We start from the raw sequence: 26,389 nt of genomic DNA, 5'->3' as shown, positions 1-26,389 counted from the left end.
CCAATGACCAGCAAAGAGGCCAGTCTGCACGACGCGATTGCTGAGTTTGTCGCAGATGGCGATGTCGTCGCCCTGGAGGGGTTCACGCATCTGATCCCTTTCGCGGCCGGTCATGAAATCATTCGGCAGCGCAAGCGCGACTTGACCTTGGTGCGCATGACGCCGGATATCATCGCCGACCAGCTCGTGGGTGCGGGTTGCGTAAGTAAGCTCATATTCGCCTTCATGGGCAACAGCTCCGTCGGGTCGCTGTATGCCGTGCGCCGTGCGATCGAAGCCGGCAGCGTCTCCCCCATCGACATCGAGGAATACAGCCACTACGGCCTGTTGGCCCGGTACCAAGCCGGTGCCTCAGGGATCCCCTTTATGCCCATCCGCTCCTACGCGGGCAGCGCTCTCACGGACATCAATCCGAATATCAAGAAGATCACGTCACCCTTCGATGACGAGAGTGAAATCTACGTTGTTCCCCCACTCAACCCTGATGTTGCCATCATCCACGCCCAAAGGGCAGACCGTAGTGGCAACATTCAAAGTTGGGGAATTCTCGGGCCACAGCAAGAAGTGGCGTTTGCCGCGAGAAAAACAATCGCCATTGTCGAGGAAATCGTCGACGATGATGTCATCCGCTCAGATCCCAATAGAACAATCATCCCCGGCTTCGTCGTGGACGCCGTCGTGGAAAGCAAGTACGGCGCCCATCCTTCATTTGCTCAGGGTTATTACGATCGCGATAACGACTTCTATCGGTCATGGTCGGCGATCAGCCGCGACCCCGAAAAACTCCGGCAGTGGATTCAAGAATGGATCTTTGACACCGAAGGACACGCGGGATATCTCAACAAGCTGGGCGAAGGCTACTTTGAGCCTTTGATTCCCGTTCCGCATATGTCCACTCCCGTCAACTATGGAAGCGTTCGATGATCACCGCGATACAAACCGACAACACGACCACCGCGACACCAGCCGCCTATACCGCGAGTGAACTTCTCACCGTCGTTAGCTGCCGTCTCCTTCAGGGCAAGCGTCGAGTTTTCGCCGGCATCGGATTGCCGACACTGGCCGTCGCTCTGGCCCAAAAATCGTCGTCTCCCGATATCGAGCAGGTCTATGAGTCCGGTGTGTGTGGCGCTCATCCCCCACGGCTTCCCGAAACCATCGCCGACGCCTCATTGGCAACGGGAGCCGAAGCAATACTCACCATGCCCGTTCTCTTCGGCTACGTATTGCAGGGGGGATGGATAGACGTCGGCTTCTTGGGCGCCGCACAAATAGACCGTTTTGGAAGCCTCAACACGAGCGTGATTGGACCGTGGGAGGAACCAATTGTTCGGTTGCCCGGATCCGGGGGCGCCGTGGAAGTCATGTCCAATTCTCACGAAGTCTTCGTCGTATTGCGTCGGCATAACCTCACCTCTTTTGTGAATGAGCTCGATTTCTGTACCAGCCCCTCGCTCAGAGCGGCACGGCTGGCCGCGCCAAAAGTACCAACACGTGGCCTCGGCGTCTCGACCGTCATTACCGATCTCGGCGTGCTCAAAGCGGATAACACGGGCGAACTCTGCCTGGCATCCGTGCACGAAGGGGTCACCGTTGAGCAGGTTCAGGCCGCAACTGGATGGCCGCTGAAACTTATGGAGCACATCACGGTAACCGCCGCTCCGACCGCGGAGGAACTTCGTCTCCTCCGGGAGGATATCGACCCGACCAGAGTGTATTTACGCTAACCACATCAGGAGCAACTGACTTTATGCACACAATGTTAAACTCCAATACTTTTCATGGCCAAACCGCACTCGTCACTGGTGGCAGCAGCGGAATCGGACTCTCAATCGCCCTCGGTCTCGCAGAGATGGGCGCTAATGTCGCCATTCTCGGGCGAAACCAGGAGCGTTTAGACAGCGCCGTGGACCAGCTCACCGCGCTTGGCCACACCGTCCGCGGTTACAGCGTGGACGTGCGCGACAACGTCGAAATCCAATCCACCATCGAAAAAATCGGCCAAGACCTCGGCCAGATCAATTTGCTCGTCAATAATGCCGCCGGTAACTTTCGCGTGGATCCGCTGGAACTGAGCCCCAACGGATGGCGAAGCGTCGTCGAAATCGTACTCACCGGCACTTGGAATGTCACCCAGGCAGTGGCCCGAGTGGCCATTGAAACCGGTGGACCACTATCCGTGGTCAATATTGGAACGACCGCGGCCGCTACGGGCAGCGCAAGCACGGTGCATTCGGCCAGCGCAAAAAGCGGTGTAATAACGATGACCAAGTCTCTCGCTGCGGCTTGGGCCCACCACGGCATCCGCTTAAATATCGTCTCCCCTGGACTCACCAAAGACACCGGCGGGGTTGATGCGTTGTACGGTTCTCCCGACGAGTTGGCCGGGCATCTGAAAGCCATCCCCATGGGCAGGCTCGCTGAGAAGCAAGAGATTGCCAATGCTTGTGCATATCTATTGAGCGACTACGCCGCCTACGTCACGGGAACCAACCTGATCATCGACGGCGGCCGTCAACTCGGGACGCATTAGGGGCCAGCACGAGCCTCGTTCCGCAAAACACTGTCCCGATACGAAACGCACTGAGCAAAGGAGAATTCGCATGGCTGAGGCCTTTTTGGTGGGAGGGGTTCGCACCCCGGTTGGTCGCTACGGCGGAGCGCTGTCGGGTGTGCGGCCCGATGATTTGGCGGCGCTGGTACTTAAGGAGACCGTCTCGCGGGCCGGTCTTGAGCCCGCGCTAATCGAAGAAATCATCCTGGGCAATGCCAATGGCGGCGGCGAAGAGAACCGCAATGTGGCGCGGATGGCCACGTTACTGGCTGCCTTCCCCGATTCCATTCCGGGAATCACGGTCAACCGGCTCTGTGCCTCGGGCCTGTCGGCCATCATCATGGCCTCGCACATGGTGAAGTCCGGTGCAGCCGACATCGTCGTCGCGGGCGGAGTGGAATCGATGAGCCGCGCCCCCTGGGTGATGGCAAAGCCGGAGAAGGCCTTCGCTAAGCCCGGGGAGGTCTTCGATACTTCGATCGGCTGGCGCTTCATCAACCCGGTATTCAGCTCTCAGGACAAGACGACGTATTCAATGCCGGAGACCGCGGAGGAAGTTGCCACGGTCGAAGGAATCACCCGCGAAGATGCCGATGCCTTCGCACTGCGCTCACATCAACGCGCCATCGACGCCATCGACGCGGGACGGCTGGCGCCGGAGATTATTGGCGTCGAGACAAAGAAGGGCCTCGTCGAGGTCGATGAAGGCCCCCGCCGGGACACGTCGATGGAGTCATTGTCTAGGCTCCGGTCGGTCGTGAAGCCCGGCGGTATTGTCACCGCAGGCAACGCCAGCTCGCTCAACGACGGCGCCTCGGCGATCATCATTGCCAGCGAGGCCGCGATCGAAAGACTCGGCTTAACGGCCCGCGCTAGGATCCTCGATGGCGCTTCTACCGGGGTTGCGCCGGAAGTGATGGGTCTGGGCCCGGTTTCGGCAACCAAGAAGGTTCTCGCCCGCACCGGGTTGTCCGTGAACGACCTCGGCGCCGTCGAACTGAACGAAGCCTTCGCGACCCAATCTTTGGGCGTGATGCGCCGTTTGGGATTAGATGAGGAGATCGTCAACCGCGACGGCGGCGCAATAGCCACCGGCCATCCGTTGGGATCATCGGGCTCGCGCATCGTGATCACGCTGTTGGGCCGGATGGAACGCGAGAACGCCAAGATCGGCTTGGCCACGCTGTGCGTCGGCGTCGGTCAGGGAACATCTTTGTTAATCGAGCGCGTCTAGTGGGCCGCGACACGGCACAGCGCCCCACCCCATCATTCGACGACACCAATTTCACGGCCCTACTGGTCAATGAGCAGCACGACCGAATCCACGTCCAGCTATACAGACCGCATGTCCGCAACGCGATCGACCAAACGATGATCGACGAGCTGCACGCAGTTTGTGCCGTGCTCGAGGCGGATCCCAGGACATTGATCCTTTCCGGGTCCGGGGGCATCTTTGCTTCCGGCGCGGATATCCGGCAGTTGCGAGAACGACGCCGAGACGATGCTCTGGCCGGCATCAACTCCACCCTCTTTTCCCGGATCGCAAAACTGCCGATGCCGGTCATCGCCGCTCTCGACGGCTACGCCCTCGGTGGCGGCGCCGAACTCGCCTATGCCGCGGACTTTCGAATCGGAACTCCATCGGTGAAGATCGGCAACCCGGAAACGGGCCTCGGCATCCTCGCCGCAGCCGGCGCATCCTGGCGGCTAAAAGAACTCGTCGGCGAGCCGGTGGCCAAGGAAATTTTGCTCACCGGACGAATCCTGAGTGCCGGCGAGGCGCTCGCCGTGAATTTGATCACCGAAATACACGAACCGGATGCCCTTATGGATGCCGCCAACGCACTGGCCGACCGAATCAGCAAGCAGGACCCGCTGGCGACCCGAATCACTAAATCTGTATTCACCGCCCCGGCCGAATCCCACCCGATGATTGACCAGTTGGCTCAGGCAGTGCTCTTCGAGTCGGAGGCCAAGTTTGATCGCATGCAGAAGTTTCTGGACAGGAAGAAGAAATCATGACTGAATCGGTTCCGGAGACTTCCGGCCCCTCTGTTCCCGCACGCGTCGGCGTACTTGGCGGCGGGCGTATGGGAGCAGGCATCGCCCACGCTTTCTGCACGGCCGGCAGCATTGTCGTCGTCGTCGAACGGGATGACTTCGCCGCCCAAGCTGCCATCGAACGCTTGGACGCGTCGCTGGCCAAAAGCGTGGAAAGAGGCACGACGACGGAGTCTCTAGAAGCTCTTCGGGCCCGAATATCGGTTTCTACTGACTATGCGTCCTTCGCCACGATGGGGCTTGTCGTCGAGGCCGTCCCCGAGGATTTCACGTTGAAAGCCGAGGCACTGACCCGGGTCGAGGCACAGCTGCCGACAGATGCCTACCTCGCCACGAATACCTCCTCGCTATCCGTGGACAAGTTGGCGGAAAAACTCGCAAGACCCGGCCAGTTCTGCGGGCTGCACTTCTTCAATCCGGTCCCCGCGTCCTTGTTGATCGAAGTTGTTCTCGGGAAGATGACCTCGCCCGAACTGGCGGCAGCATCCACGGGTTGGGTCTCGGCGCTGAACAAGACTCCCGTCGTCGTGCATGACGCACCAGGATTCGCCTCTTCCCGACTCGGAGTGATGATTGCGCTTGAGGCGATGCGCATGGTCGAAGACGGAGTCGCCTCGGCAGAAGACATTGACGCCGCAATGACGCTCGGCTACAAACACCCGATCGGTCCGTTGAGAACCACGGATATCGTAGGACTCGACGTGCGGCTCGGCATCGCCGAATACCTCGCCTCCACGCTCGGGGAGCGCTTCACCCCGCCGCAGATTCTGCGCGACATGGTGGCCAACGGCGAGCTCGGACGCAAGTCAGGTCAGGGCTTCTTCACCTGGTAACGATGGTGCCCGCGCGATAGGTGTGGCACTTCGGATCGCGCAAACGGCCGCCCGCCGCTTTCCATCTTTGTCTCTGACCGGTGACGGTACAGAAGTCAAGACGGGAAAGCGGCGGGTGGCCGACTTGTTCGAGCGAATGCCGGGATGCTTGCGGTACTGCTGGCTAACTGCTGAAGGCTGATATGCCGGTGATCTCTCGACCCACGATCAGTGACTGAATGGAATCGGTCCCCTCATAGGTGTGGACAACTTCCATATCCGTTAGGTGGCGAGCCACCTGGTATTCCAGCAAGAGGCCGTTGCCCCCCAAGACGTCCCTAGCTTCGGCACAGATCCATCTGCCTTTCTGAGCGGTGTGCATCTTCGCCATGGAGGACATCGGTCCGGTGAGACGGCCTTGTTCCTGAAGCTCGGTGATGCGGAAGCAGATGAGTTGCATGGCCGTGAGCTCTGAAAGCATGTTGGCGAGCTTGTTCTGCACGAGCTGGTAGCTGGCAATGGGCTTGCCGAACTGGATTCTTTCCTTGGCATAGCTCGCTGCTGCCTCGTAGGCGGCCATCGCATGGCCCAGTGACTCCCAGGATGCGTTTCCGCGCGTCGCCATGAGAACTCGCCCGACATCTTTAAAGCCCGATGATTCGGCAAGACGGTTATCGGCGGGGATCCGAAGGTTCTTTATGTAGACGTCCGGTTGCATGATGGCACGCTTCCCGATCTTGCCCGTGATCAAATCGGTGGTGTAACCATCTGGATATGTTCCGTCAGAATTTTTCTCCATCACAAAGCCTTTGACCTTGTTATCGGCCTCGTCACGAGCCCAAATGACAACGATGTCGGCGAAATTAGCGTTGCCAATCCACCGCTTGCTCCCATTGAGCACCCAATAGTCCCCGTCCCTGCGGGCGGTGGTCTCCAAAGCGACGGAGTCGGATCCATGGTTGGGTTCCGTCAACGCAAAAGAGCCGATTTTGTCCAGAGATGCCATGTCGGGGAGCCAACGATTCTTCTGGTCCTCGTCACCCAACAGAGCAATAGAGCCCATTGTCAAGCCAGACTGAACGCTCAAGAACGTGTTGACGCTGCCGTCGACTCGAGACATTTCCATTGAGACCAGGGCCGAAGCCAGCCGGCTCATTCCGGGGCAGCCGTATCCTTCGATGGTGGTACCGATGATGCCCAGCTGAGCGATCTTGGGCACCAGCTCAAAGGGAAACGCCGCACGGTCCCAATAGTCGTTGATGATCGGGAGAACCTCCCGGTTGGCGAACTCACGCACACGGTTTTGCACGGTGCGTTGTTCATCGTTCAACGCACCTTCAAGCAAATAGAAGTCTGTCGAAACGGTCATTTTTCTCCACTGGATTCTCTGATAGTTGTACGGCCGAAAGCAGGCCAGCTCACGCTGATTCGTGTCTGCTTAGGAACGCCCATCCCTAGGCGGGCTAATGAGGTATTTGTTCAGATAGTTGAGTTCCGTCTCGACAAGAGTGCGGGCCTTCCCTGCGTTGGAGTCGAACGGGACAACGACGGTACTTGCGCGGAATACGATGTTAGATTCCTGCGAGGCAGTGTAAGAGATGGTGAATGAGCGGTTCCCGATGCGGCTGATTGCCATCTCCACGGTCAGCTCCAGTCCGTGGAATATCGGTTTGAGGTACTCGACGTTGAGCGCGGCAATGAGTTTTGGGGCCGTGAAATTATCTATTCCCTCAGCGACGGCGTGTTGGTTGAGCCATTGGATACGCGCCTCCTCCATCAGGGTCACGACCCTGGCGTTGTTCACATGTCCGTTGACGTCCTGGTCTGACCATCTGATCGGGATCACGCACTTGAAGCCAGGTGCAGCGGTGTTGAGGGCTGGCGCAGGGCTGTCGACCTGCGGCGCGGGGGATGTCATTTTTATAGGTGCCTTCCATCGGTAAGGTCCAAAACGGTGCCAGTCAGGTAAGTGAATACCGCTGGTCTAGCTGCCCGTGAAGACTGCAGTGCGTCGCTCTTTAGAGGCGGCTTTTCCCTCCGCGAAGTCGTCGGAGAAGTAGAGAACGGGCTGCGCTCGTTGTTCAGCACCGAACACGTGGTCCAGATCCGCTGGCCCCCCCGCGCAGATTGACTTCAAAGCCGAAACCGCTAGGGGCGCGCGCTCGGCCAGCATTTCCGCTTTGGTCAAAACGGCGCCGTTGATTTCGTTCCGGGGGAACACGGAGTCCGCCAGCCCAATACGCACGGCCTCATCAGCGGCGATGGTCTGCCCTTCAAGCAGCACTTGTCTGGCCTTGGCGTGGCCAGTTCTTGCCGCGAGGCTGTGAACGACGCCACCGTCGGGCATAAGGCCAAGGCGCGTGAACGGGAACAGGAAGCGACCTTGCTCCGTCACGAATACGTAGTCACACGCGCAGGCCAGGCTCGCGCCCAACCCCACCGCGAACCCGTCGACAACCGCTATGGTCGCTTTGGGAGATTCCGTCAGCAACCGGATCATGAGCTCGACGCGTTTGAGCCGGTTTACGGCATCAGCTTCATCCGAGGGGGGCATGGCTCCCAAATCTCCACCCGAGCAGAACGTATCGTCGGCACCTATGACCACAATGACGCGGATCGCAGCGTTGGCGTTAGCGCTGTCGAGAGCCGCTATCAGTTCGTTGCGCATCAGTGTGCCCACGGCATTGCGGGAGACAGGATCATTCAAGGTTAGAACGAGCGTTTGACCGCGCTTTTCTTGCACCACAAACGCCATAGTTTCCTCCTGCTCTCGTTCACCGTCGAACGCTTAGACGCGCAAGAACGAAGAACTTCTTTGTACTTGCACCCACTCTTCCAGATCTACTTAGATCTATCCAATACTCATTTGGCACACTATTGATTGGATTTTCTTCCCAATCGTCACGCGACTGTAGCGGCTGAGGTCGGCACTCATCCGCCCAACCGAGCTGCTACGCCGGGTTGGATTGGGGTGTCACGATTGGATCAGTCGGTTGCAGAGCAATAGGCAGGGGTAGGCGGCAATGACGATGAAGACAACGTACGGTAAATTTCCGCGCACGATCGCGAGATTGTTTACCCCATAGCGGCCATTGATATAAATCAACAGGCCGGACAGCGGACCCACGACAACTGAGCAGCCCCACCCGATTATCGCCGCCATCACAAAGAGCGTCGGATCCGGATCCATTTGCGCAACCACGGCAGCCAAGGCGGCAATCGAAACGACGGGATGCACGCCGATTAGCGCCAACGCCACCATAACCACGACGCAAAGCCATGCTTCCAGAACCCCAAAGTTGCTAAAGGGAAGTGTTACAGCCGTCACAGAGAGGAATGCTTTCAGCCCCACCGCCAGAAGCCCGGCAGCGGCGAAAAGCGTCAGTTCACCCTGATATTTCGGGATGTGACGCGCTGCGTGATTTGCAAGCTTCCGAGTGGCACCAGCAAAATCTTGCACGTAGAGAACGACCGCAGTGATCGCGACCGAGCACACCAAAACGAGTTTCGCGACAGCAAGGCCGGGCGCCAGGAAGTGGATCACAACGATCAGCACCACCATCACCACCGGAACCTGCAAGACCTGACGGGTCAGCGCGAAACCTTGGTAGCCACGCAATTCACTGCCCAACAGCCTGGCCGTTGATTCCGAGCTGAACGCAATCGCGAGGAAGGCGAGCGCGGCGCCACATACGAACACCACGGGGATCCGGGCCTCCGGCGCATAGACCAGAGCCGCGGCAGACGCCGCCCAGAACGGGGACCAGAAGGCACCGCTGGAGAACGCCCGAGAAATCAACAGCGCATCGGAGGTGGAAAGTACTTTGCTACGTGAGAGATGATCGCCCGCGGAGCTGATCACTGTCATGTTGATCACGGATCCAAGCAGATGCACAGCGCCCGTGGTTCGCCAAACAGCGGCCCGCCCCGAGAGCCTCGGTTGCGCTGAGCTTTCCGGCGGGGTGATGAGTTGCAAGAACGACACCGCGGCAATCATCCCGATCAGCGTCTGATTCACCGACAGTATTTCGCCCGGGGCATAGGAATAGCCGCGGGCAAGCGCAATGGCAAACGCAGTGGCACCGACGCCGATCAGAGTGCCAGCAACCCATCTCAGGGACACTGGAACTATGGTGATGCCCACGACGGCTCCGCCGAGCATGAACATTCCTGCAACGTTGCTCGCCTCGGGAACGAAAAGCGAAACGCCCACAGCGACGAGCAACAGATTGAGTAATAAACCGAAAATACGACGACGAATAGCCGTGATGTCCCCCTAACGTAAGATCGCCTCAAACCCGGGTTCGTAGTCACTGGATAAGTGGCGAGTTGAACTCCCACGTGGTCTGATGAGTATTGCATCTCGGATATTGAGGCGCGCGGCCGTGCGCGTCATCAGCGCATGAATGCCCTCCGGCGGCGATCGTTGCCGCTGTGGAGATCACGATTGAGTCGACGGTCGCCGTGGTACAGAAGCGATTCCCAGTCGACCTCATCGAGCTCCTTGGCAACAATCACCGGACGCGCGGCCTTGGGCTTGCGCGGCGCCACGAAGAGCCAGCTGAGCGTACCGAGGAAGATGTCTACGATCGAGTTACCCACCCCGATATAGGCCCGAATGGCACTCGCCGCGAGCACCGCGTTCAGAACCGCGAACGCCACATTGCCCCAGCTTTCTTGCTGCACGTTTCGCCAGACGGTGAGGATGGAGAAGGCCACGATCAGGTATGGCACGAACACATAGAGCGCGGGTGCGGCGGTGCGGTTTTTCACCTTCGGTGTGCGCACGAACGGGATTTTCTCGCCGGTGATCGCCTGTTGCAGCGACTTCAGCACGCCCGCAAGGTTGACCGGGAGGAGCACCAGGTTGAAACCGTAGATGCGAAAGATGTCACTAAACCGATGCCCTGAATCGCGCAGGTCGCTGCCCATCGCCAAAAAGTACGGCAGCGCGGCGATGAAGACCACCGGGCTGAGCAGCCGGCTGTCGTACGGGTAGGCGAGAAGGAAGAGCAGGCCGAAACTGGCCCAGGCGATCGACGCCATGTAGTTCACTCGGAGTAGCACCTCGCGCACGGGAATACGCTCGCGCTTGAAACGACGCTGCACCAGCTGGTTCCACAGCTTGGGCAGAATGAGCAGCCCACCATTGGCCCAGCGTCGGCGCTGCACGACGAGCGAACCGAAGTCCGGCGGGGTCGCGCTGTAGCTCAGACGCTCCGGGTAGTTGGACAGCTTCCAGCCGTGCGCACCCAGGTCGATGCTGGACTCCGTATCTTCGATGACGGTGCGGTCCTGGATGTACGTGCGCACCTCGAAACCGCCGACGGTTTCCACCTCGACAATGTCCTCGAGCGCGGTCTTGCGAATAATGGCGTTCGCTCCGACCCAGAATGTCGCGCCGTAGTAGGTCATCCCCTGGTGCAACAGGTGCTGAATATCGGTGGTGGCACCCGCGACGCGTTCGATCCGGGTCGGGGCACCACGGAACGACGAATACGGGGTCTGGGTGACGGCCACGCGCTCATTGCCCGCGGATTCCAGAAAGTAGACCAGACGCAGGCAATAGTCGCGCAGTAGCAGCGAGTCCGCATCAAGGGTCAGGAGGTACGTCGTGTCAGGGGCGACGAGATCGTCGGGGTGTTCCTCCTCAGTAATTCTGAGCACGACCTGGCCGGCCGTGGCTTCACGGTGCCAGCGGTGGCCCATCAGCGAGATATAGGCGTTGAGGTTCATCGCCTTGTTCGCCTCGTGGGACAGGCTGGCGTACTTCTTACGTTCGAAGGTTTCGAGCCTGACGTTGAAGATCCAGGTTAGGCGCTGGTAGAGCTCGGAAAGCCGGCGCTCATCGGGCGCTACACCCTGGGCGAACGCCGCATTCAGGGCGAGGAGGGTCAACCGCAGCTCGCGGGCAAGCCCCATAATCACGCGGTCGACGAAAAATTCGTCGACGTGGTCCTCGACGACCTCGGCTTCGGCCATGTCTTCCAGCCAGGTTGCGGCTGCCTCGTATTCGGCGGAGAGTCGGATCACCTGCGACGCCGCGTCAATGTGCGGCGTTCGGTGAAATTCTTCGAGCGCCGCGTTGAAACGGGCAGCGGGCACGGCCAGCGACGCCGCGATGTCATCCGTCAGCGCCCGGGTCTCCTCCAGCCGGGACAGCACTGCCGGGTCGGTTGGTGCCGGTGGGTCGTCGACGAGTAGAACGATCTTGAGATCAGGAAATTCTTGCAGGGCGGCGGACCACAGGGTACCCCGGACCACAACCGGCTCTTCGGCATAGGAGGGAACGAGAACGGTGATGCCCTCGGAATAGTCGTGGAAGTGCCGATCGAGCTCGCCTCTGGGCACCCGCCGATGTTCCCGAAACCGGTAGAGCGCGCCTTGCCTGGCCACCAGATACATCAGGGCGGAAAAGGTGAGGAACGTGACAACGATCAGGTAGGAGAATGTCTCGAACTGAAAACGGAAGCCGGCGTTTGGGTTGTCGGCCAGCTGTTTGAAAATTGTCGAGACGACGTAGAGCATCCAGGCCAAGATTGTTGTGACGATCGCCAGCCGGCCAAGCGTGATTTTGCGCTTGGACGGAATCGGGTGCACGATGGGCAGCGGCTCTGAGCGCTTCTCCGACCCCCATTGGCGACGCCGCGTGGGCGCTGCCGGCGCAGTTGCGTTCGAGTTGACGTCACGATCCGATACTTGTACCTGGTCTGGCACGATCCCCCACCCACTCGAATCCGGGGGAATAATTTCCAGCCCGATTCTGTAGTTCCGGTCGCCTAACCCCTAAAGATCGGCGATAATTTTCTAATGGCCTTCATGATAGTCGGTGGAGAGCCTTTTTCCTGCGGGGAACGCCTCGCGATCCTCGGTCCTGCAACGAGCATTCGTTCGAGGCCGCCACTCTAAAAGCGATCAGTCCACTTGGGGGATTTTTTGTCAAAGCACTTTCCCGGTCGTCGGCTGTCCGCTGTTCGCGTGATCTCGCTCGCGGTCATCCTCGCGCTGGTGGGCACGGGCGGCGCCCTCGGGTGGAACCAATTCCAGGATGCCAGCGCCGCTTCGGAAGGCACGCCCTTCTTCGCCGGCTACGTCGACGTAACCGCGACGCCGTCGTACTCGTTCGAATCGGCGGCGACCTTGACCGGCAAGAGCGTGGTGCTCTCGTTCATTGTCTCCAACCCCGACGAGCCTTGCGAGCCATCGTGGGGCGGCGTCTACGGTCTCGACGATGCCCAGACGACTCTCGACCTCGACCGGCGGATTGCCCGATTCGTGCAGAACAGCGGCGACGTGTCCGTCTCGTTCGGAGGACAGGCCAATAGCGAGCTCGCCACCGAGTGCACGGATGCCGACGACCTCAAGAGCGCCTATGAAGCAGTGATCAACCGCTACCACCTCACCTCCATCGACCTCGATATCGAGGGCGATAGCCTGGCCGACACCGAGGCGGGCCTGCGCCGGGCTACAGCAATCGCGTCGATCCAGGCCGATCGCAAGGCCGCCGACAAAGCGCTCAACGTCTGGCTCACCCTCCCGGTGTCAACCACTGGCCTGACCAGCGTCGGGATCACGGCCGTTGACCAGTTTTTGGCCGCCAACGTTAACCTCGCGGGGGTCAACGCCATGACTATGGACTTCGGCGACACGCTCGGCTCATCGGGCAGCGTGCTCGAGGCTGCTACAGCAGCAGCGGAGGCCACCCACGCCCAGTTGGACAACAGCTACGAGAAGCACGGCACGCCCCTCGGCCCCCAGACGCTGTGGAGCAAGATCGGCCTCACCCCGATGATCGGCCAGAGCGACATCGTTGGCGAATCCTTCGGGCTCGACGACGCCGTCGGTTTGAACGCTTTCGCTCTCGACAAGGGCGTTGGCCGCATGTCCATGTGGTCATTGAACCGCGACGCGGGCTGCGGCACCAACTATCCCGATGTCACCCGGGTCTCCGACAACTGCAGCGGGGTCGTGCAGGGGGATTCCACTTTTGCGCAGATTCTCGCTCAGGGCCTCACGGGACAAATAGATGCCGTTGTGACCTCCGCCACTGCGACCCCGCGGGTGAGCAGCACCCCGGTGCCCGACGACCCCAAGACCAGCCCGTACCCGATCTGGTCGAAAGATGCGACCTACGTCGATGGAGATCGCACGGTTTGGTACGGCAACGTTTACGCGGCGAAGTGGTGGACATCGGGCGACCAGCCGGACACCCCCTTCTCCGACGACTCGAGCGCACCGTGGGAGTTGATCGGACCGGTGCTCCCCGGCGACAAGCCGATTCCCGTCACCGTCGTACCCGACGGGACCTATCCGGATTGGGTAGCGACGACCATCTACGAAAAGGGCGACCGCGTGCTCTTCGGTGGGCGGATCCTCGAAACGAAATGGTGGAACCAGGGCGAGAGCCCCCAAGCCGCCCTCGACGGTTCGAGCACTGCGGCGTGGGTCTTGCTCGCGGAGGATGAGGTCAAGCAGATCCTGGCCAAAGCGGAAGCCGACTCCTCTGCCGTGCCAACCGCGGAACCCGTGGCAGGGTAGCAAGCCCGCTCCATTCAACACTAGGCAGCCTGAGCAGCGCGAGTGTTTACGGCTAAAGGTACGTGTATACACTTCGGTACAACCTGGCGTCGCAAGCTCGCCCTCACAGACATCTGCCTCGAATCGTTTGACAACCAACTGGCCTCCGTGATCCATTCCGTGGATCCGGTTTTCACCGGCACCGTGGGCGACGATGACATTGGGGGCCCGTCAACTCAGCTCTGGCATATACGCTGAAGTTAAATCCGCATGGGGAACCGTATGCGGGACACTGTCCAGATTGCGGAGGCGAACTCGACGTCCGCGATCGCCTAGTAGGCGCCGTCGTGCGGGGATGCGTTCGACTGTAACTGTTAGCGCTTTGTGGCGGCATTCTGTGATCGCTTTTCGACGCCACCTTCCGCGTCCGACCGGTTGAGGGCCGCCATTTCCTTCTCTCTAGCCTTGTTCGGTTGTGGATCGTCGCGATTCCGCACATGGGAATATAGATCTCGGAACTGGCCTGTACGTCCCTGGGCTCGCGTCTCTGAAAAGTACCTAGGTTTCGAATTCGCAGTCCTCAACCCTTGGGAAACTGCGCAAGGGCTGAGGACTGAGGAAGCTGCTCTGGGTGCTGTTTTCTGGGTGCGTCGTTCCCCGCAGCCATGCCCTCATAGAAGGATCAGGAAAGAGTTGCCCACCTTACTACGCTAGGTCTCGCAAGGCGTCGATCCTTCCCAGAAGAGTTCCAAGGTCACCTTCAGGTTCTGGATCGAACCATATGGCGAGCACCCCGCTCACCAGGGTGACATATGCGGTGACAAGCAGCACTACTAGCGCGGTCAACACCCACCAGAGCTTTCTGGATGAAGACGGGGTGTTTGACATGCCTCAACTCTACTGAAACAGCCGTCCGCCAGATCCCAATGTCGCGATCGGTTTGGTTAGGCCGGGTGCGGAGGCGTCGCGAACATCCCGATCGTCACCCATGGCGAACCCGCACAGTCGGGCGGCACGAGCGGGATGGAGTCCAAACAGGTCAAAAACTCTGACCGAACATGCATCCAGGATCGAAGGCACCTTGAGCCGCGGGCCCCGCATGCCGGTACGGTTGAAGAATTCAATGGGGGAATTCATGAAAAAAGCCAAACAGACCTATGTCCTTTCGAGCCTCATTTTGGCGGCGGCTCTTGTTGGCGGGGTGTCGGTGCCCGCTTCAGCTGCAGTATCAGATGACGTCGACGTCACGAAGATTGCTTTCGCATTGGACGGCGCAGCTTCAGGCGACGTGGACGGGATCGACGACTCAGACGTGCTTGCTCGCACTGTGAATCAGCCTGTCGATGAGTCCGGCGAGGTCGCAATTAATGTGACTACCGGCGACGTCGCAGTTTTGGTCCCGGCGTCTGCGTCGCTCAGTCCAAGTAGGAGTTGGGAGTGAAGCGATTCTCATTGACCGCCCGTTTGCTGAAACCGCAGAGACTGCCGTCGAAATCCAGCCAGGAGTCGTCGCGAACGGCAATAGCAACGGAACTACGACCGTTACGGCGGTCAAAGATGACGGGGCCGTTCAGATCGCAACAATTCTCGATGGAGTAGAGAGTCCTGAGCGATTCGAATATGAGCTCGGTCTGCCAGTCGGCTCTCGGCTGGAAGCCAAGGACGGACTGATTTTCATCTTCTCAAGTGACGACACCCTGATTGGTGGCTTCACTCCGGCTTGGGCGCGTGACGCCAATGGTGTCGACGTTCCGACCCATTACGAGCTTGATGGAACCACGATTACCCAGGTTGTTGAACATCGCGCAATGGACAGCACGGTCTACCCTGTTGTGGCTGATCCCGCATATGCCCGTGGGATGATCAGCCAAGTCAAGTGGGAGCGTTGGGCGAACGGCGGCTACGAACTGCGCCTAACCGTCACGGCACTGGCGCGTGCTACACAGCGGGTGAATCCAGGCTTCGTATACAAGGCGGGTCTGGACGATCTGCGTGAGCACCACCCAAACTCCATGCAGTATAAAACCATGGCTCAGCAATGGGACTGTCACGTGGTTGGTCTGCCCGGAACCATCAATATCGACTTGGAAAGCTACAGAAGGAGCTGGGACGGTTGGCGAGCAGGCATCTTGCCGGCTCTCATCCAGAAGAATCCTGCTGCGGCGTGCAACTGGTAACAACTTGAGATAGAAACGAGGGCAGGACTATGGTCCTGCCCTCGTTTTGTTACGCGTGTACGTCGCGGGCGTCGCCCCTACGCATCCATGCTGACTGCGCCCAGGTTTAGCACCAGGAATGATTGGTGCGATACTGCCATCCTTGCGCCATGAAGAGTCTCATGAAAGTAAAGCTTTTCGAGGCACGCGAAGCCTCCCTCGAGCCGCGGGAAGAAGTGGCGGGATTCCGGGACGCAATTTGTCCGTCCCGATCGAGGGCGTGATCTGCGCAAGATGCTCGGTCAGCAAAATCGAGGCGCCTTGGGCGAGCCGGCATCGGAGTGATGAATCAGCTGGTTCAGCCCGATGGTGTGGCCTTGCCGCTCGCGTTCCCACAACGCCATGCGTGTTGACGTTCTCGTAGTGCGAGCGTGTCACGAAGCGACGACAGATCGACGGAGATTTTCCAAGCGATCTCCATGTAGATCTTCCTTTTCTGAATGGACTACTGGATGGGCGTTCGAGGCGGCGGCAGGCGCAGGACCCTACGGAGGTAGCGGTCGTATTCGTCGAGGTCGATCGGATTGAACAGGCGCATGACCACGATAAGGACGAGCACGAGTCCCACGAGGACGAAGTACGTGGTCGTCACCTCAACGACGCCGTGCTGCAGTGAGCTGGCCTGCACACCGGAGGGCAGCCGGTTCACGTACGTCGGATCCACGGCGCGGCCAGTGAACACAGCGTGGACACCGAGGACGCCCCACAGGATCGCGACCAGCGTGAAGACGATGAAGCTCCACACGTCCGACGCCCTGCTTCGCGGCACCCGCACCTTGCGCAACGTGAGTTGGTATTGGAACCCGTCATTGACGCTCAGGAGCTGGAACATCCACGCCCACATGATGAGAAAGAGCAGGTTGATGTAGTCGAAGGTGCCCCTCCCCAACTGGGCGATGGCCGGCGGGATGTACAAGCCGGCATCGCTGGAGATGCCCAGAAGAACGAATGCCCCTCCAGCCACAACCACGGTAACGGCGAGGAACAACCAACTCTGCACGTGGCTGTTTCTCCGCAGGCGCGCGCCGTCAGCGGACTCCGCCCACATCCCAGCCCCCCGCCTGAATGGGTCCGGCTTGCGAGAGAACCTCTGCCGACCGAACGGGACCTAGCGTAGCCCCACTTTTACGCAGCGCGATAGGCCGTTGGGCGTGTCTCACGGATGACACCCGGGGTGAAATCCGTCACTGCGCCACCGCCGGTCGAGACGCGGCGCGGACAGTTCAGGCATCAAAGGCGACAATCGTGCGCGATGCGGCCAATTCCCCGTCATCCGTCAATTTCACAATGCTTCCCCAGCCAGATTTGAGTGGGTCCAGCGCTTCAAGCGGTGCCCGCAAGCCGGACGCCCACCGGGCGCGTTGAAGCGTGATTCCTCAAGTCGATTCGCTGAGCGAGTTGCCCGTATGGGGAACCTTCTGCGCGACGGGTCTGGTATCTCGGAGTCCCTTTGGAACACGGGAGCGGTGATCACCGGAACTCCGGACCGGCCCGGCCTTCGTTAGGATCAACACAATGTTCAGTTTTATCGTCGCCTTCAACTAACGGTCCTGCGACCGCCCCTCGCAGCTCTCACGCACCGACCTGGGCAGGTCCTGTCGCGCCGTTCTCCGGCGCCTGACCCCGATTTATCTCCCTCCCCGCTGAGCTGACGGCATCGCCTCGCTCGCAGAAAAACCTCTTTTGGAGACGTTGTGTCTGCTGCTAAACCCTCATACTGGAACGCCCTCACCCACCCCCACATCGCTCGCTCGTTTGCCCCCAGCCTCCTCGGTCGACTCTCGCTGGCTATGTCTGGACTCTCGCTTGTGCTCCTCCTGGAACGAGAGACCGGGTCGTTCGCGACTGCCGGAGCCGTCACCGCCGTCTTGGGCGTCGCAAACGTCATCGCCACACCGTGGCGGGCTCGCCTGATCGATCGATACGGTCAAGCGCGCGTGCTTGCACCCCTCGGCGTGATCCACGGTATCGCCCTGCTCCTGTTCATCGTCAGCGCATCAATACCCGTGCCCACGCTGCTCGCGCTCAGCGTCGTCGCCGGCGCATTCTCACCCCCGATGGGAGCCACAATGCGGGTGATCTGGGGACAAGCACTGGCGCATGGACCGCACCGCAAGCGCGGATTCAGCCTCGACGCGGTCAGTGAAGAAGTGATGTTCACCGCTGGCCCCCTCGTCGCCGCAGTTCTTGCTGCAATCTTCACTCCGGCCGTGTCCCTGGCCATGGCGGCCGCCGCCGTCATCATCGGAACCGTCACATTCGTGTCCAGCCCCCTCTCCCGCCAGCAACGCGGCCATCGCATGTCGCGTCACACGCCGCAGCCGGAGCCCGCGGTCGTCACGCCCATGCGCATCCCCGGATTCCCGATCATCGCGCTCGCCCTGGTCGTGCCGGGCATCATGTTGGGAGCAGTAGAGATCGCCGCCCCCGCCATCGGGGCAAACGAAGGCAGCATCATCCTCGCCGGAGTTCTGCTCGCCCTCTTCGCCGGGGGAAGCGCCGTCGGAGGACTCGCCTTCGGCCGCCTCGAGATCACGCTCTCACTTCGCAAACAGATCCTCGTGTTGGCTGTCGCGATGCTCACACTGAGCATGTTCGTGGGCCTTATCCCCGGTCAGGCTGTCCTGCTGATCGGGTTCGCGCTGATGGGCGCGCTCCTGGCTCCGCTAATGATCTCCGGATACCTCGCCGCCGACGAACTCGTCGACCGGCGCGCTCAGACCGAGGCCAGCAGCTGGGTCAACACCGCCATCAACACCGGTGCAGCGCTCGGATCCGGACTCATGGGAGTCTCGGCAGATATCCTGCCGTCCAGCGGCGCCCTGACCGTCTGCGTCACCGCCGGGGCCGCAGTGCTCGTGGTCTGCCTCCCGAAACTAGTCAAGGGGTGACCCACGCACGGAACAACACAGAATCGTGCTTGGCCGCACCCACTCGATGAACCTTCTGCGGTATGGCCTCGTCAGTCGATCACTGCAGCGACGGCTTCGATCTCGACGAGCTGATCGGTATACCCGAGGACGGTAACACCCAAGAGCGTGCTCGGTGCGTCATGCGTGCCAAAGGCCTCGCGAATGACTGCCCAGGCCATGACGAGGTCGCTCTGATTAGAGGAGGCGACGAGAACTCGTGTGCTCAGCACATCATCAAGTCGGGCGCCCGCTGCATGCAGGGCAATAACGAGATTTTCCATGGCCTTGCTGGCCGGCGCTGAGTAGTCTCCCACTCCTGCAGTGCTGCCATCCAAATTGAGCGGGCAGGCGCCGGCCAAAAAGATGAGGCGCGCCTCAGCGGGAGCCGTTGCCGCGTAGGCATACGGAGCCACATTGGAAAGCTCAGCAGAACGGATCAAAACAACATTTTGGGACATGCCCTCACTGTAAAGGAGAGCCACTCCTGCCCGTCCCCGCTCTGCCCTCGTAAGCTGTCCGTGCAACCGGACGGCTCGACCTGGAAGAATTGAGAGATGACCGTAACCCTTCAGCGAATCCTCACCAGCGATTTCCCAACGTGGATTGACCAAAGCTGTGCCGAGTACGTCGGTGATTTGCTTACCCAGGGCGGATCACACGAGGAAGCTCGGCGCATAGCGGTCGAGAGCATGGCTCGTTCGTTCCCGGATGGTACTCAGAGCCCTGGCAATGAGGTCTTTCACATCATGAACGAGCCTGATGAGGCAGTCGGATATCTGTGGATCGGGCAGGATGTCACCACTGATCCGGGGGCGTGGTGGGTCTGGGACGTTCTCATCAACGCTGACCAGCGTGGCCAGGGCTATGGGAGAACGGCGATGCTACTCGGCGAGGAATATGCACGCACACAGGGTGCGCACTCTCTCGGCCTAAGCGTCTTCGGATTCAACACTCGGGCTAGGGAACTTTACGTTTCCCTCGGCTACGAGACAACTTCGGTGAAAATGCTCAAGAAGCTCGACTGAGCCTTTTCTTCGCTATCGCTGGTTGGCGTCGCCGCAGGGCAAGGCCGAGATGGACGCCCGCAAGCGGAACCCTGAGCGGAGCACGGTGCAACCGACAGTTCATTCAGGCGCATACCTAGCGTGCGCTTCAGGATTCAAACATCCCTGACCGGGCGGTGCGCTTCCGCTGCGATCAAGAACTGCACTTCGGCAGTGCTCAATGTCGCTTGCTAACGCGATCGATCGATGCGAGCGTAGCAAGCAAGCCACTCGGGGGAGAGAAACGTGAAGCGTTGGATCATAGCTGCGGCCAGCACACTCGGTTTGAGCATTGCCGCGTTGGTGGGGGTCGTCGCTTACACGGCGATCGGCAGGGCTCGTGGTGAAAACTGGAGCAGCCTGAACGGTCCTGAACCAGTGTGGCCCGCGGTCGTCGGCTATGGAGCGATGTACGTCATCCCGATAAGCGCACTCGTATTAGTCGCCCTCGTTGTCGGTGCCATCGTGCGCGCATATATGCCCAGATCGGCTGACCGCACCTAACGTTGAGGGGCGTAGAGCCGCGCCTGATCCGCAAGCCTTGCATCACACGGGACATCAATTGTCCACAGTTCAAGGTCTCAACTGGAAACTAGTCCACCGGCCATCTGGAGCCTGCGAGACCGCTTTCACGGAACTGCTTGAAGCGTGCCTCTCCGCATAGGAAATCAATACTGCGGCAGCAATCGCCGCCACGACCGCCAGCACGAAAGCAATCCCGACGATGACCACCATCCAGGAGGCGGATCCTTGCACCGAATCCACTATTCCTGCAAGGGATCCCAACAGCATGGTTCCCGCGGCTGCCCCTACGGCGGCCAACGAAACGCGCATGCTTGGCCGTCTCTCAAATCACCGGTCGAATAGCGCTACCGAGGCCCAACGGCTTACGGGACGACCCCAGTCCACGAAATACCCAGCCCCAGCACTTACGCCCTTGACGTGAAGTACACATCTACTGTCTAATTTTCATAGAAGGGGAGTAATCCTCGCTTCGCATCGTCAATACGTTCCCGCCGTGGGTTCCGGTGCGCAGGGCCGCAAGGCAGATGAGACCTTCACGAACATTTCGTGGAGGTCTTTGTCATGACTGTCCCCTTGTGGGCGTGGTTTGCTGTCTTGGGTGTGATCTTGCTGATGCTCGCCGTCGACTTGGTCGCCCACCGTAAGGCCCACGTAATCGGCGTGCGTGAAGCCGCCGTCTGGTCCATCGTGTGGGTGACTCTCGGCATCGCGTTCGGAGTGCTGGTCTGGACGCTGTGGGGGGCGGAATTCGGGCAGCAGTACTTCGCTGGCTACCTGATCGAGAAATCGCTCGCGGTAGACAACGTGTTCGTGTGGGCGATCATCTTTGCAGCGTTCGCCGTCCCTCGCGAGTACCAGCACCGTGTGCTGTTCCTCGGCGTCCTGGGCGCCCTGATCTTCCGCGGGATCTTCATCGCCGCTGGCGCGGCGCTGATTGAGAACTACTCCTGGATCCTGTACCTATTCGCCGCGTTCCTGATCTACACCGGATGGCGGATGTTCCGCTCCCGCAACGACCACGTACACCCTGAGAAATCCCGCATTCTCAAGGTATTTCGCCGGTTCGTGCCGATGACTGACGCCTACCACGGGCAGAAGTTCCTGATCCGAAAGGCAGGAATCGTGGTGGCGACTCCGCTGCTGGCTGTGCTGGTGCTGGTGGAAATCACCGACATCATCTTTGCCGTCGACTCGATCCCGGCTATCTTCGCCGTCACGAGCGAACCGTTCCTGGTCTTCACGGCGAACGCGTTTGCCATCCTGGGGCTTCGAGCTATGTACTTCCTGCTCGCGGACCTGATCCATCGCTTCATTTACCTCAAGATCGGACTCGCGTTCGTCCTGATCTGGGTAGGTATCAAGATGCTGCTCCTGGATGTCTTCTACATCCCCACCACGATCAGCCTGGCAGTAGTCGCGGCCATCATCACGGTATCCATCGTGACCAGCCTCCGCTCTACCCGCGGTCAAGGCCGACGCGAAGTGCAAACCGAGGCTGCAGGGGCATTCCGGATCGCCACCCACGAGGAACTTGCCGCGGTCGAGTCGGTCTTCCGCCGCCGCAGACGAGTGCCCGCCGGTAGGGGGAAGGATCGCTCCGATGAGTGACCTGAACCCCTCGGTGGCGCCGGCCTCTGATCCCCAGACAGTGCGGAGAGACCTTCGAGTCTCATCGGCGACGGTGTTTGCGGTGCCTCTGCTCGCGCTGGCCGGCATTCTGGTCGTCGCGTGGACCGCAGGTGTCGAGGACACTTGCGGAGGCCCGGTGCCGGGATGCAGCAGCCTCCGCAATGCAGGAGACATCCCGGTAACGGTCCGGGCCGTCATCGATAAATCCGATACCGAGACTCTGGTCGAGGGAGGGGAACGGGTGCTGCTGGGTGACTGGCGAAACGGCGTGAGAGTGGATCACGAGCAGTGCCTGGTCGTCGAGGGCGGCCCATTCTGGGACGCCCTCACGGTAATCGACCGCACCACTGAGACGACCGGGGTATGGCATCCGGTCGATGACTGGGGGGCCCGGCTGCATCTGCACGACGGGGCCTGCCCGGAACCGAGCTGACCCGCATGCGATTTGTCCGAGACGCCGCTCGTTCCTGCAAGCAACGACGAGAGTGTCGCGCCCAGAATCCGTGCCGGTTGGGATTCGTCATCCCGCTCGGCACCATTCCGTCGGCGCCCCGTGCGCCCACCACCGAGCTGCCGGTGTAGACCCGGCCCCGCACAGAATGGAGACCCCGATGGGGACGACGCCCCGGCCGGAATCCGGCCTGACCTTCACTTTCACCGCAGAGCTGCAGGTGTACCCGGACCATTCGTGGTACTTCGTCACGGTGCCGACGGAACAGTCCGAGGACATCCGCCACCTCACGAACGGCCGACGGGGTGGCTTCGGATCGGTGAAAATCGCGGCGGCCATCAACGAATCGCACTGGGCGACATCGCTTTTCTTCAACAGCGACGATGGTTCGTTCATCCTCTTCGTGAAGAAGGCGATCCGTCAGGCCGAGGGGGTCGGCGCCGGAGACCCGGTCACGATCGTGTTAGAGCTCCTGCTCTGAGCTCAGCCCCAGACCGGGCCCGGACGGGCCGATGGCCGGCCACCGACATCCGTCGACGACCGGTCAGGGTTGCGCTTTCGGAAGGCTCAGTCAAGCTTTTTGAGCATCTTCACCGAAGGGGTACGAATGTACGCGGCACAAGACCAAATCGAGTGGAGTCTGACTACCCGCTCTGAGCCAACGACGGCGACCAGATCGATGCGCCAACTAGCGATCACAGCATGCCGCCACATAGCGCTGAAAGTCACAAACTGGCGGCCCAGTGCACCGATGTTGTGTCATAGGGGAACGTCTTACGGTGCGGTCGAGGGGGCCGGGGCCGGGGTTCAAGAGCTACGGTGCAAAATTCGAGGAGCGGTCCCCGTAACGATCACCTACCGTCTCCGTGTGGAGTTAGTCTTCGCCCATAGAATCTGTCTATGAGTCCGAATCGACTGGTGCTGATCGCGGTTGCCGTAGCAGTCGGCCTGTGTGGGTGCACAGTGGAGCCATCGATAGTAATTCCGGCGGGGGCTGCAACAACCGCATATCCTGGTGCGCCGACGCCTCTGCCGAGTGGTCAGGTCGACCCTTTTGCGGGTTACGCAACAGTTGTCGATGGGCGGTTGGCGGTTGTCTTGTCCGGCAGCTCAAGTTGTCCGCCGCACGCGGACTCAGCGGATCTAGCGACGATGACGTTCGATTTCTCGATCGAAACTGAAGGCCCGTGCACGGCGGATTTATCCCCCACGACGTTCGAGTTCTACGTGCCATCAACTGAGAATTTGCCGACGTTCATCACGATAAACTTTACGGCCGGCGATACGGCCAGCTCTCAGCTGCCGGTTCTGCGCTAGGCATCGATCGCGCACAGCCGTGCCAGCCACCCGCCAACGCTGTCTAATGGCGTGACCGCATGAGAACGTGGCGACTTACGATGCTGCTGCTTAACGAGGCCGCTCTTTGCCGTCGGTATTCGCCGCGAAATTATCTTGCATGACGACTGCCACAAGACAACGTCCTGGTCGCCGCGCAAGGGGAACCCTTTGCGGGACGGGCTACGCCTCGCGGTCGACTCACTGATAGTGATCAGCGGCCACCCAATGGCATTGACGCTTCTTGGCTGAAAACGGTGTCACCTTCTGGTTCCCGGTAGTCCACGACGATTCAGTCCGATTCGTCGCTGCCGTCCAAAGTCCTGGGAGGGTTGTCACCAGGAGGAGCTCGGAAGCGATACGCGAATCTCCCCTTCCGGCCCCGTCACGCGCATGAGGTAGCTTGAAGGAATGACGAACAGGCCGGGCCGAGCAGCAACTTGTGGCGCGTTGGCCACAATCGTTGCAATCTCTGTCGTCGGATGCGCGCCTGGCACTTATGACGGCGTGCTGTGGCGCCAGGTCGCAGCCTTCAAAGATCCACTCGGTGACCGCCTCGCCAGCGCAGTAGGCACGCAGAGCAGTTCGTTCGCGGCCGCCCTCACGAGCAACGGAGACACGCTCCCTGGCACCTACTGGGATGGTGCCACTGATCCGGCCTTACTCGGCCTCGCCAATGGCGGCCTTGCCTTTTCAAACGTCCGAGAGAACGCCGACAGCGTCATCTTCGACGCCCTCATTAGTTCTGGCACCCGCAACCCAGGCGGCGACAGATTCGCCGACACAGAGGATTATTTTGGGCCGTCTTCGATCTACACGTGCTTCAGTGTGGTCGTCGAATCTGCTTCTGAAGCGATTATTGAGTGGACCTACGTGAACGCTGAATGCGCATCGGATCTTGTCGCTACCCTTACCGATGGGGCGAAGCTCTATCCACTGGCTGAATTTAACGGATGACAGTGGCCTGCTAAATCCGAACAACGCAGCGAAAATTGGGGTCGGCTTCACACACCTAGCCGATTGACGTCACTCAATCCTGTTCCGGAACAGGAAGGCTTAGCGGGAAGTCGACGACGGCGACGCGAGCGTCTCACGGAGCTCTTTCGGTGATGCCAGTGTCTTCCACGACCGGACGGCGACGATCCCGGCGAGCACGGCGATGCCCGCCAGTATGAGGGCGGTTGGGGCGAGTCCGAGCGTCGCGCCGAGGATCCCGGCGAGCGGGTAGGTGATGATGAAGCAGGCGTGGGACAGCGAAAACTGGGCCGCGAAGACCGCAGGCCGGTTGGTTTCGTCGGAGTAGCGTCGCAGGAGCCGGGCCGAGGGTGTGAGGATCAGCGCCGTCGCGGCGCCGAGGACGAACCAGACCGTGAGCACGGCGGTCCAGGCCAACGGCGCGGCTGGGGCCAGGACCAGTAGCGCGACGGTGACGAGCCCGACCGGGAGGATGGCGCATCCGGTCAGCATCACGCGTCGATCGGGATACCGGTCCAGCACCTTCGGCAGGGCGAGGGCGACGAGCATGGAGCCCAGTCCGTAGCAGGCGAGGGTGATCGCGAAGTCGACCTGGCTGCGGCCGAGGGTGTTTTGCACGAGGATGATGGTGTTGACGATGACCATTGCGGTGGACGCGGCGACGACGAGGTTCATCGCCAGAAGTGCCCGAAGCGGCGGGGTGCGCCAGAACACGCGCACGCCCCTGGTCAGCCGGTCGAGGAAAGGTGTGACAGCGGTGGCCCGCATCGCCGGGAGGGTGGTGGACAGCACGAGCGCGGCCGAGCCGACGAAGCCGAGCGCTGTTCCCACGAACAGGGAGTGGTATGTGATCACGGTCAGCAGGGCGGCGGCGAGGATGGGACTGAGCAGTGACTCCAGGTCGTACGCCAGGCGGGACAGCGACAGTGCCCGCGTGTATTCGCTCTCCTTAGGCAGAACATCCGGGATCAGCGCCTGGAAGGCGGGGGTGAAGGTGGCGGACGCGGCCTGCAGCACGAAGATGAGCACGTAGATCTGCCACGCCTCGGTGACGAACGGGAGCGAGATCGCCACCCCGGCCCGGAGGACATCCGCAGAGACCAGCAGGACTTTGCGGGGGAAGTGGCTGGTGAGCGCGGACACGACCGGGGCGATGCCGACGTAGGCGAGCATCTTGATCGTCAGCGCGACGCCCAGGACGATGCCGGCGTCCCCGCCGGCCAGGTCGAAGGCCAGCAACCCGAGTGCGACGGTGAGCAGGCCGGTGCCGACCAGCGCCACGACCTGGGCGCTGAACAGTTTTCGGTAGGCGGTATTCCGCAGGACCTCAAGCATGTGCGTCCACCTCCCGCTCGGTGC

The 26,389-nt window shown here is 60.6% G+C and carries 24 protein-coding genes; 16 read left to right on the top strand and 8 right to left on the bottom strand.

Features of this window, described 5'->3' with window-relative positions; translation table 11 throughout:
* The first annotated feature begins 3 nt into the window (after positions 1 to 3).
* The 6 genes from QMK22_RS15670 to QMK22_RS15645 all read left to right on the top strand — a co-directional run bounded on the left by QMK22_RS15670 (position 4) and on the right by QMK22_RS15645 (position 5,448).
* The gene (locus tag QMK22_RS15670; protein WP_283498586.1) at positions 4 to 924 is read left to right on the top strand and encodes a CoA transferase subunit A; all 921 of its coding nucleotides are present in this window, start codon (positions 4 to 6) and stop codon (positions 922 to 924) included.
* Positions 921 to 1,727: a CoA-transferase subunit beta gene (locus QMK22_RS15665; protein WP_283498585.1), complete on the top strand. Its 807-nt coding sequence runs from the start codon at positions 921 to 923 to the stop codon at positions 1,725 to 1,727. Before QMK22_RS15670 ends, QMK22_RS15665 begins: the two co-directional genes overlap by 4 nt.
* A 23-nt stretch (positions 1,728 to 1,750) precedes the next feature.
* Positions 1,751 to 2,533 (top strand): SDR family oxidoreductase, encoded by a 783-nt coding sequence (locus QMK22_RS15660; protein ID WP_283498584.1) that lies wholly within the window; start codon positions 1,751 to 1,753, stop codon positions 2,531 to 2,533.
* 70 nt (positions 2,534 to 2,603) lie between these two features.
* Positions 2,604 to 3,788 carry a thiolase family protein gene (locus QMK22_RS15655; RefSeq protein ID WP_283498583.1) on the top strand — a complete coding sequence of 395 codons (1,185 nt, stop codon included), beginning with the start codon at positions 2,604 to 2,606 and terminating at the stop codon, positions 3,786 to 3,788.
* A gap of 62 nt (positions 3,789 to 3,850) precedes the next feature.
* Positions 3,851 to 4,576, top strand: coding sequence for an enoyl-CoA hydratase/isomerase family protein (locus QMK22_RS15650; RefSeq protein WP_502857880.1), 726 nt, complete (start codon positions 3,851 to 3,853; stop codon positions 4,574 to 4,576).
* On the top strand, positions 4,573 to 5,448 hold the full coding sequence (locus tag QMK22_RS15645) for a 3-hydroxyacyl-CoA dehydrogenase family protein (RefSeq protein WP_283498581.1): 876 nt from the start codon (positions 4,573 to 4,575) through the stop codon (positions 5,446 to 5,448). The genes QMK22_RS15650 and QMK22_RS15645 overlap by 4 nt, the downstream gene beginning before the upstream one ends.
* Positions 5,449 to 5,611: 163 nt before the next feature.
* Here the strand turns inward: QMK22_RS15645 and QMK22_RS15640 are convergent, their stop codons facing one another.
* The 5 genes from QMK22_RS15640 to QMK22_RS15620 form a co-directional block, all read right to left on the bottom strand.
* Positions 5,612 to 6,796, bottom strand: a complete 1,185-nt coding sequence (locus QMK22_RS15640; RefSeq protein ID WP_283498580.1) for an acyl-CoA dehydrogenase family protein — start codon at positions 6,794 to 6,796, stop codon at positions 5,612 to 5,614.
* Positions 6,797 to 6,865: 69 nt separating this feature from the next.
* Positions 6,866 to 7,345 carry an acyl-CoA thioesterase gene (locus QMK22_RS15635; RefSeq protein WP_283498579.1) on the bottom strand — a complete coding sequence of 160 codons (480 nt, stop codon included), beginning with the start codon at positions 7,343 to 7,345 and terminating at the stop codon, positions 6,866 to 6,868.
* Positions 7,346 to 7,411: 66 nt separating this feature from the next.
* Positions 7,412 to 8,182 (bottom strand): enoyl-CoA hydratase/isomerase family protein, encoded by a 771-nt coding sequence (locus QMK22_RS15630; protein WP_283498578.1) that lies wholly within the window; start codon positions 8,180 to 8,182, stop codon positions 7,412 to 7,414.
* A 219-nt stretch (positions 8,183 to 8,401) separates the two neighbouring features.
* Positions 8,402 to 9,589 carry a hypothetical protein gene (locus tag QMK22_RS15625; protein ID WP_283498577.1) on the bottom strand — a complete coding sequence of 396 codons (1,188 nt, stop codon included), beginning with the start codon at positions 9,587 to 9,589 and terminating at the stop codon, positions 8,402 to 8,404.
* A gap of 233 nt (positions 9,590 to 9,822) precedes the next feature.
* Positions 9,823 to 11,832, bottom strand: a complete 2,010-nt coding sequence (locus QMK22_RS15620) for a glycosyltransferase family 2 protein (RefSeq protein WP_502857878.1) — start codon at positions 11,830 to 11,832, stop codon at positions 9,823 to 9,825.
* Positions 11,833 to 12,405: 573 nt separating this feature from the next.
* Here QMK22_RS15620 and QMK22_RS15615 point away from each other — a divergent pair.
* From QMK22_RS15615 to QMK22_RS15605, 3 genes are all read left to right on the top strand, one after another.
* Entirely contained in the window at positions 12,406 to 13,965 is a 1,560-nt protein-coding gene (locus QMK22_RS15615; protein WP_283498575.1) for a chitinase, read from the top strand.
* Positions 13,966 to 15,079: 1,114 nt separating this feature from the next.
* Positions 15,080 to 15,385 carry a hypothetical protein gene (locus QMK22_RS15610; RefSeq protein WP_283498574.1) on the top strand — a complete coding sequence of 102 codons (306 nt, stop codon included), beginning with the start codon at positions 15,080 to 15,082 and terminating at the stop codon, positions 15,383 to 15,385.
* Between the two features lie 367 nt (positions 15,386 to 15,752).
* The gene (locus QMK22_RS15605) at positions 15,753 to 16,121 is read left to right on the top strand and encodes a hypothetical protein (RefSeq protein ID WP_283498573.1); all 369 of its coding nucleotides are present in this window, start codon (positions 15,753 to 15,755) and stop codon (positions 16,119 to 16,121) included.
* Between the two features lie 484 nt (positions 16,122 to 16,605).
* Here the strand turns inward: QMK22_RS15605 and QMK22_RS15595 are convergent, their stop codons facing one another.
* Positions 16,606 to 17,160, bottom strand: coding sequence for a hypothetical protein (locus QMK22_RS15595; RefSeq protein WP_283498572.1), 555 nt, complete (start codon positions 17,158 to 17,160; stop codon positions 16,606 to 16,608).
* Between the two features lie 694 nt (positions 17,161 to 17,854).
* Here QMK22_RS15595 and QMK22_RS15590 point away from each other — a divergent pair.
* A complete protein-coding gene (locus QMK22_RS15590) occupies positions 17,855 to 19,051 on the top strand; it encodes an MFS transporter (RefSeq protein ID WP_283498571.1) in 1,197 nt (398 codons plus the stop codon).
* Between the two features lie 71 nt (positions 19,052 to 19,122).
* Here the strand turns inward: QMK22_RS15590 and QMK22_RS15585 are convergent, their stop codons facing one another.
* Positions 19,123 to 19,530, bottom strand: a complete 408-nt coding sequence (locus QMK22_RS15585; RefSeq protein ID WP_283498570.1) for a RidA family protein — start codon at positions 19,528 to 19,530, stop codon at positions 19,123 to 19,125.
* Between the two features lie 96 nt (positions 19,531 to 19,626).
* Between QMK22_RS15585 and QMK22_RS15580 the strand changes: the two genes are divergently transcribed.
* From QMK22_RS15580 to QMK22_RS15555, 6 genes are all read left to right on the top strand, one after another.
* Complete coding sequence (locus QMK22_RS15580) at positions 19,627 to 20,097, top strand: GNAT family N-acetyltransferase (RefSeq protein WP_283498569.1); 471 nt, start codon at positions 19,627 to 19,629, stop codon at positions 20,095 to 20,097.
* A 264-nt stretch (positions 20,098 to 20,361) separates the two neighbouring features.
* Entirely contained in the window at positions 20,362 to 20,619 is a 258-nt protein-coding gene (locus QMK22_RS15575; RefSeq protein ID WP_283498568.1) for a hypothetical protein, read from the top strand.
* 582 nt (positions 20,620 to 21,201) lie between these two features.
* Positions 21,202 to 22,248, top strand: coding sequence for a TerC family protein (locus QMK22_RS15570; protein WP_283498567.1), 1,047 nt, complete (start codon positions 21,202 to 21,204; stop codon positions 22,246 to 22,248).
* Positions 22,241 to 22,702 carry a hypothetical protein gene (locus QMK22_RS15565; RefSeq protein WP_283496786.1) on the top strand — a complete coding sequence of 154 codons (462 nt, stop codon included), beginning with the start codon at positions 22,241 to 22,243 and terminating at the stop codon, positions 22,700 to 22,702. The genes QMK22_RS15570 and QMK22_RS15565 overlap by 8 nt, the downstream gene beginning before the upstream one ends.
* A 178-nt stretch (positions 22,703 to 22,880) precedes the next feature.
* The gene (locus QMK22_RS15560; protein ID WP_283498566.1) at positions 22,881 to 23,201 is read left to right on the top strand and encodes a DUF1905 domain-containing protein; all 321 of its coding nucleotides are present in this window, start codon (positions 22,881 to 22,883) and stop codon (positions 23,199 to 23,201) included.
* Positions 23,202 to 24,466: 1,265 nt separating this feature from the next.
* The gene (locus QMK22_RS15555) at positions 24,467 to 25,012 is read left to right on the top strand and encodes a hypothetical protein (RefSeq protein WP_283498565.1); all 546 of its coding nucleotides are present in this window, start codon (positions 24,467 to 24,469) and stop codon (positions 25,010 to 25,012) included.
* Between the two features lie 99 nt (positions 25,013 to 25,111).
* On the opposite strand, the gene QMK22_RS15550 is transcribed toward QMK22_RS15555, so the two are convergent.
* Positions 25,112 to 26,365, bottom strand: a complete 1,254-nt coding sequence (locus QMK22_RS15550; RefSeq protein ID WP_283498564.1) for an MFS transporter — start codon at positions 26,363 to 26,365, stop codon at positions 25,112 to 25,114.
* Positions 26,366 to 26,389: the final 24 nt, after the last annotated feature.

This window comes from Cryobacterium sp. PH29-G1 (assembly GCF_030063365.1).
Classification (GTDB): Bacteria; Actinomycetota; Actinomycetes; order Actinomycetales; family Microbacteriaceae; genus Cryobacterium.
This window is presented reverse-complemented; position numbering and strand designations above follow the sequence as displayed.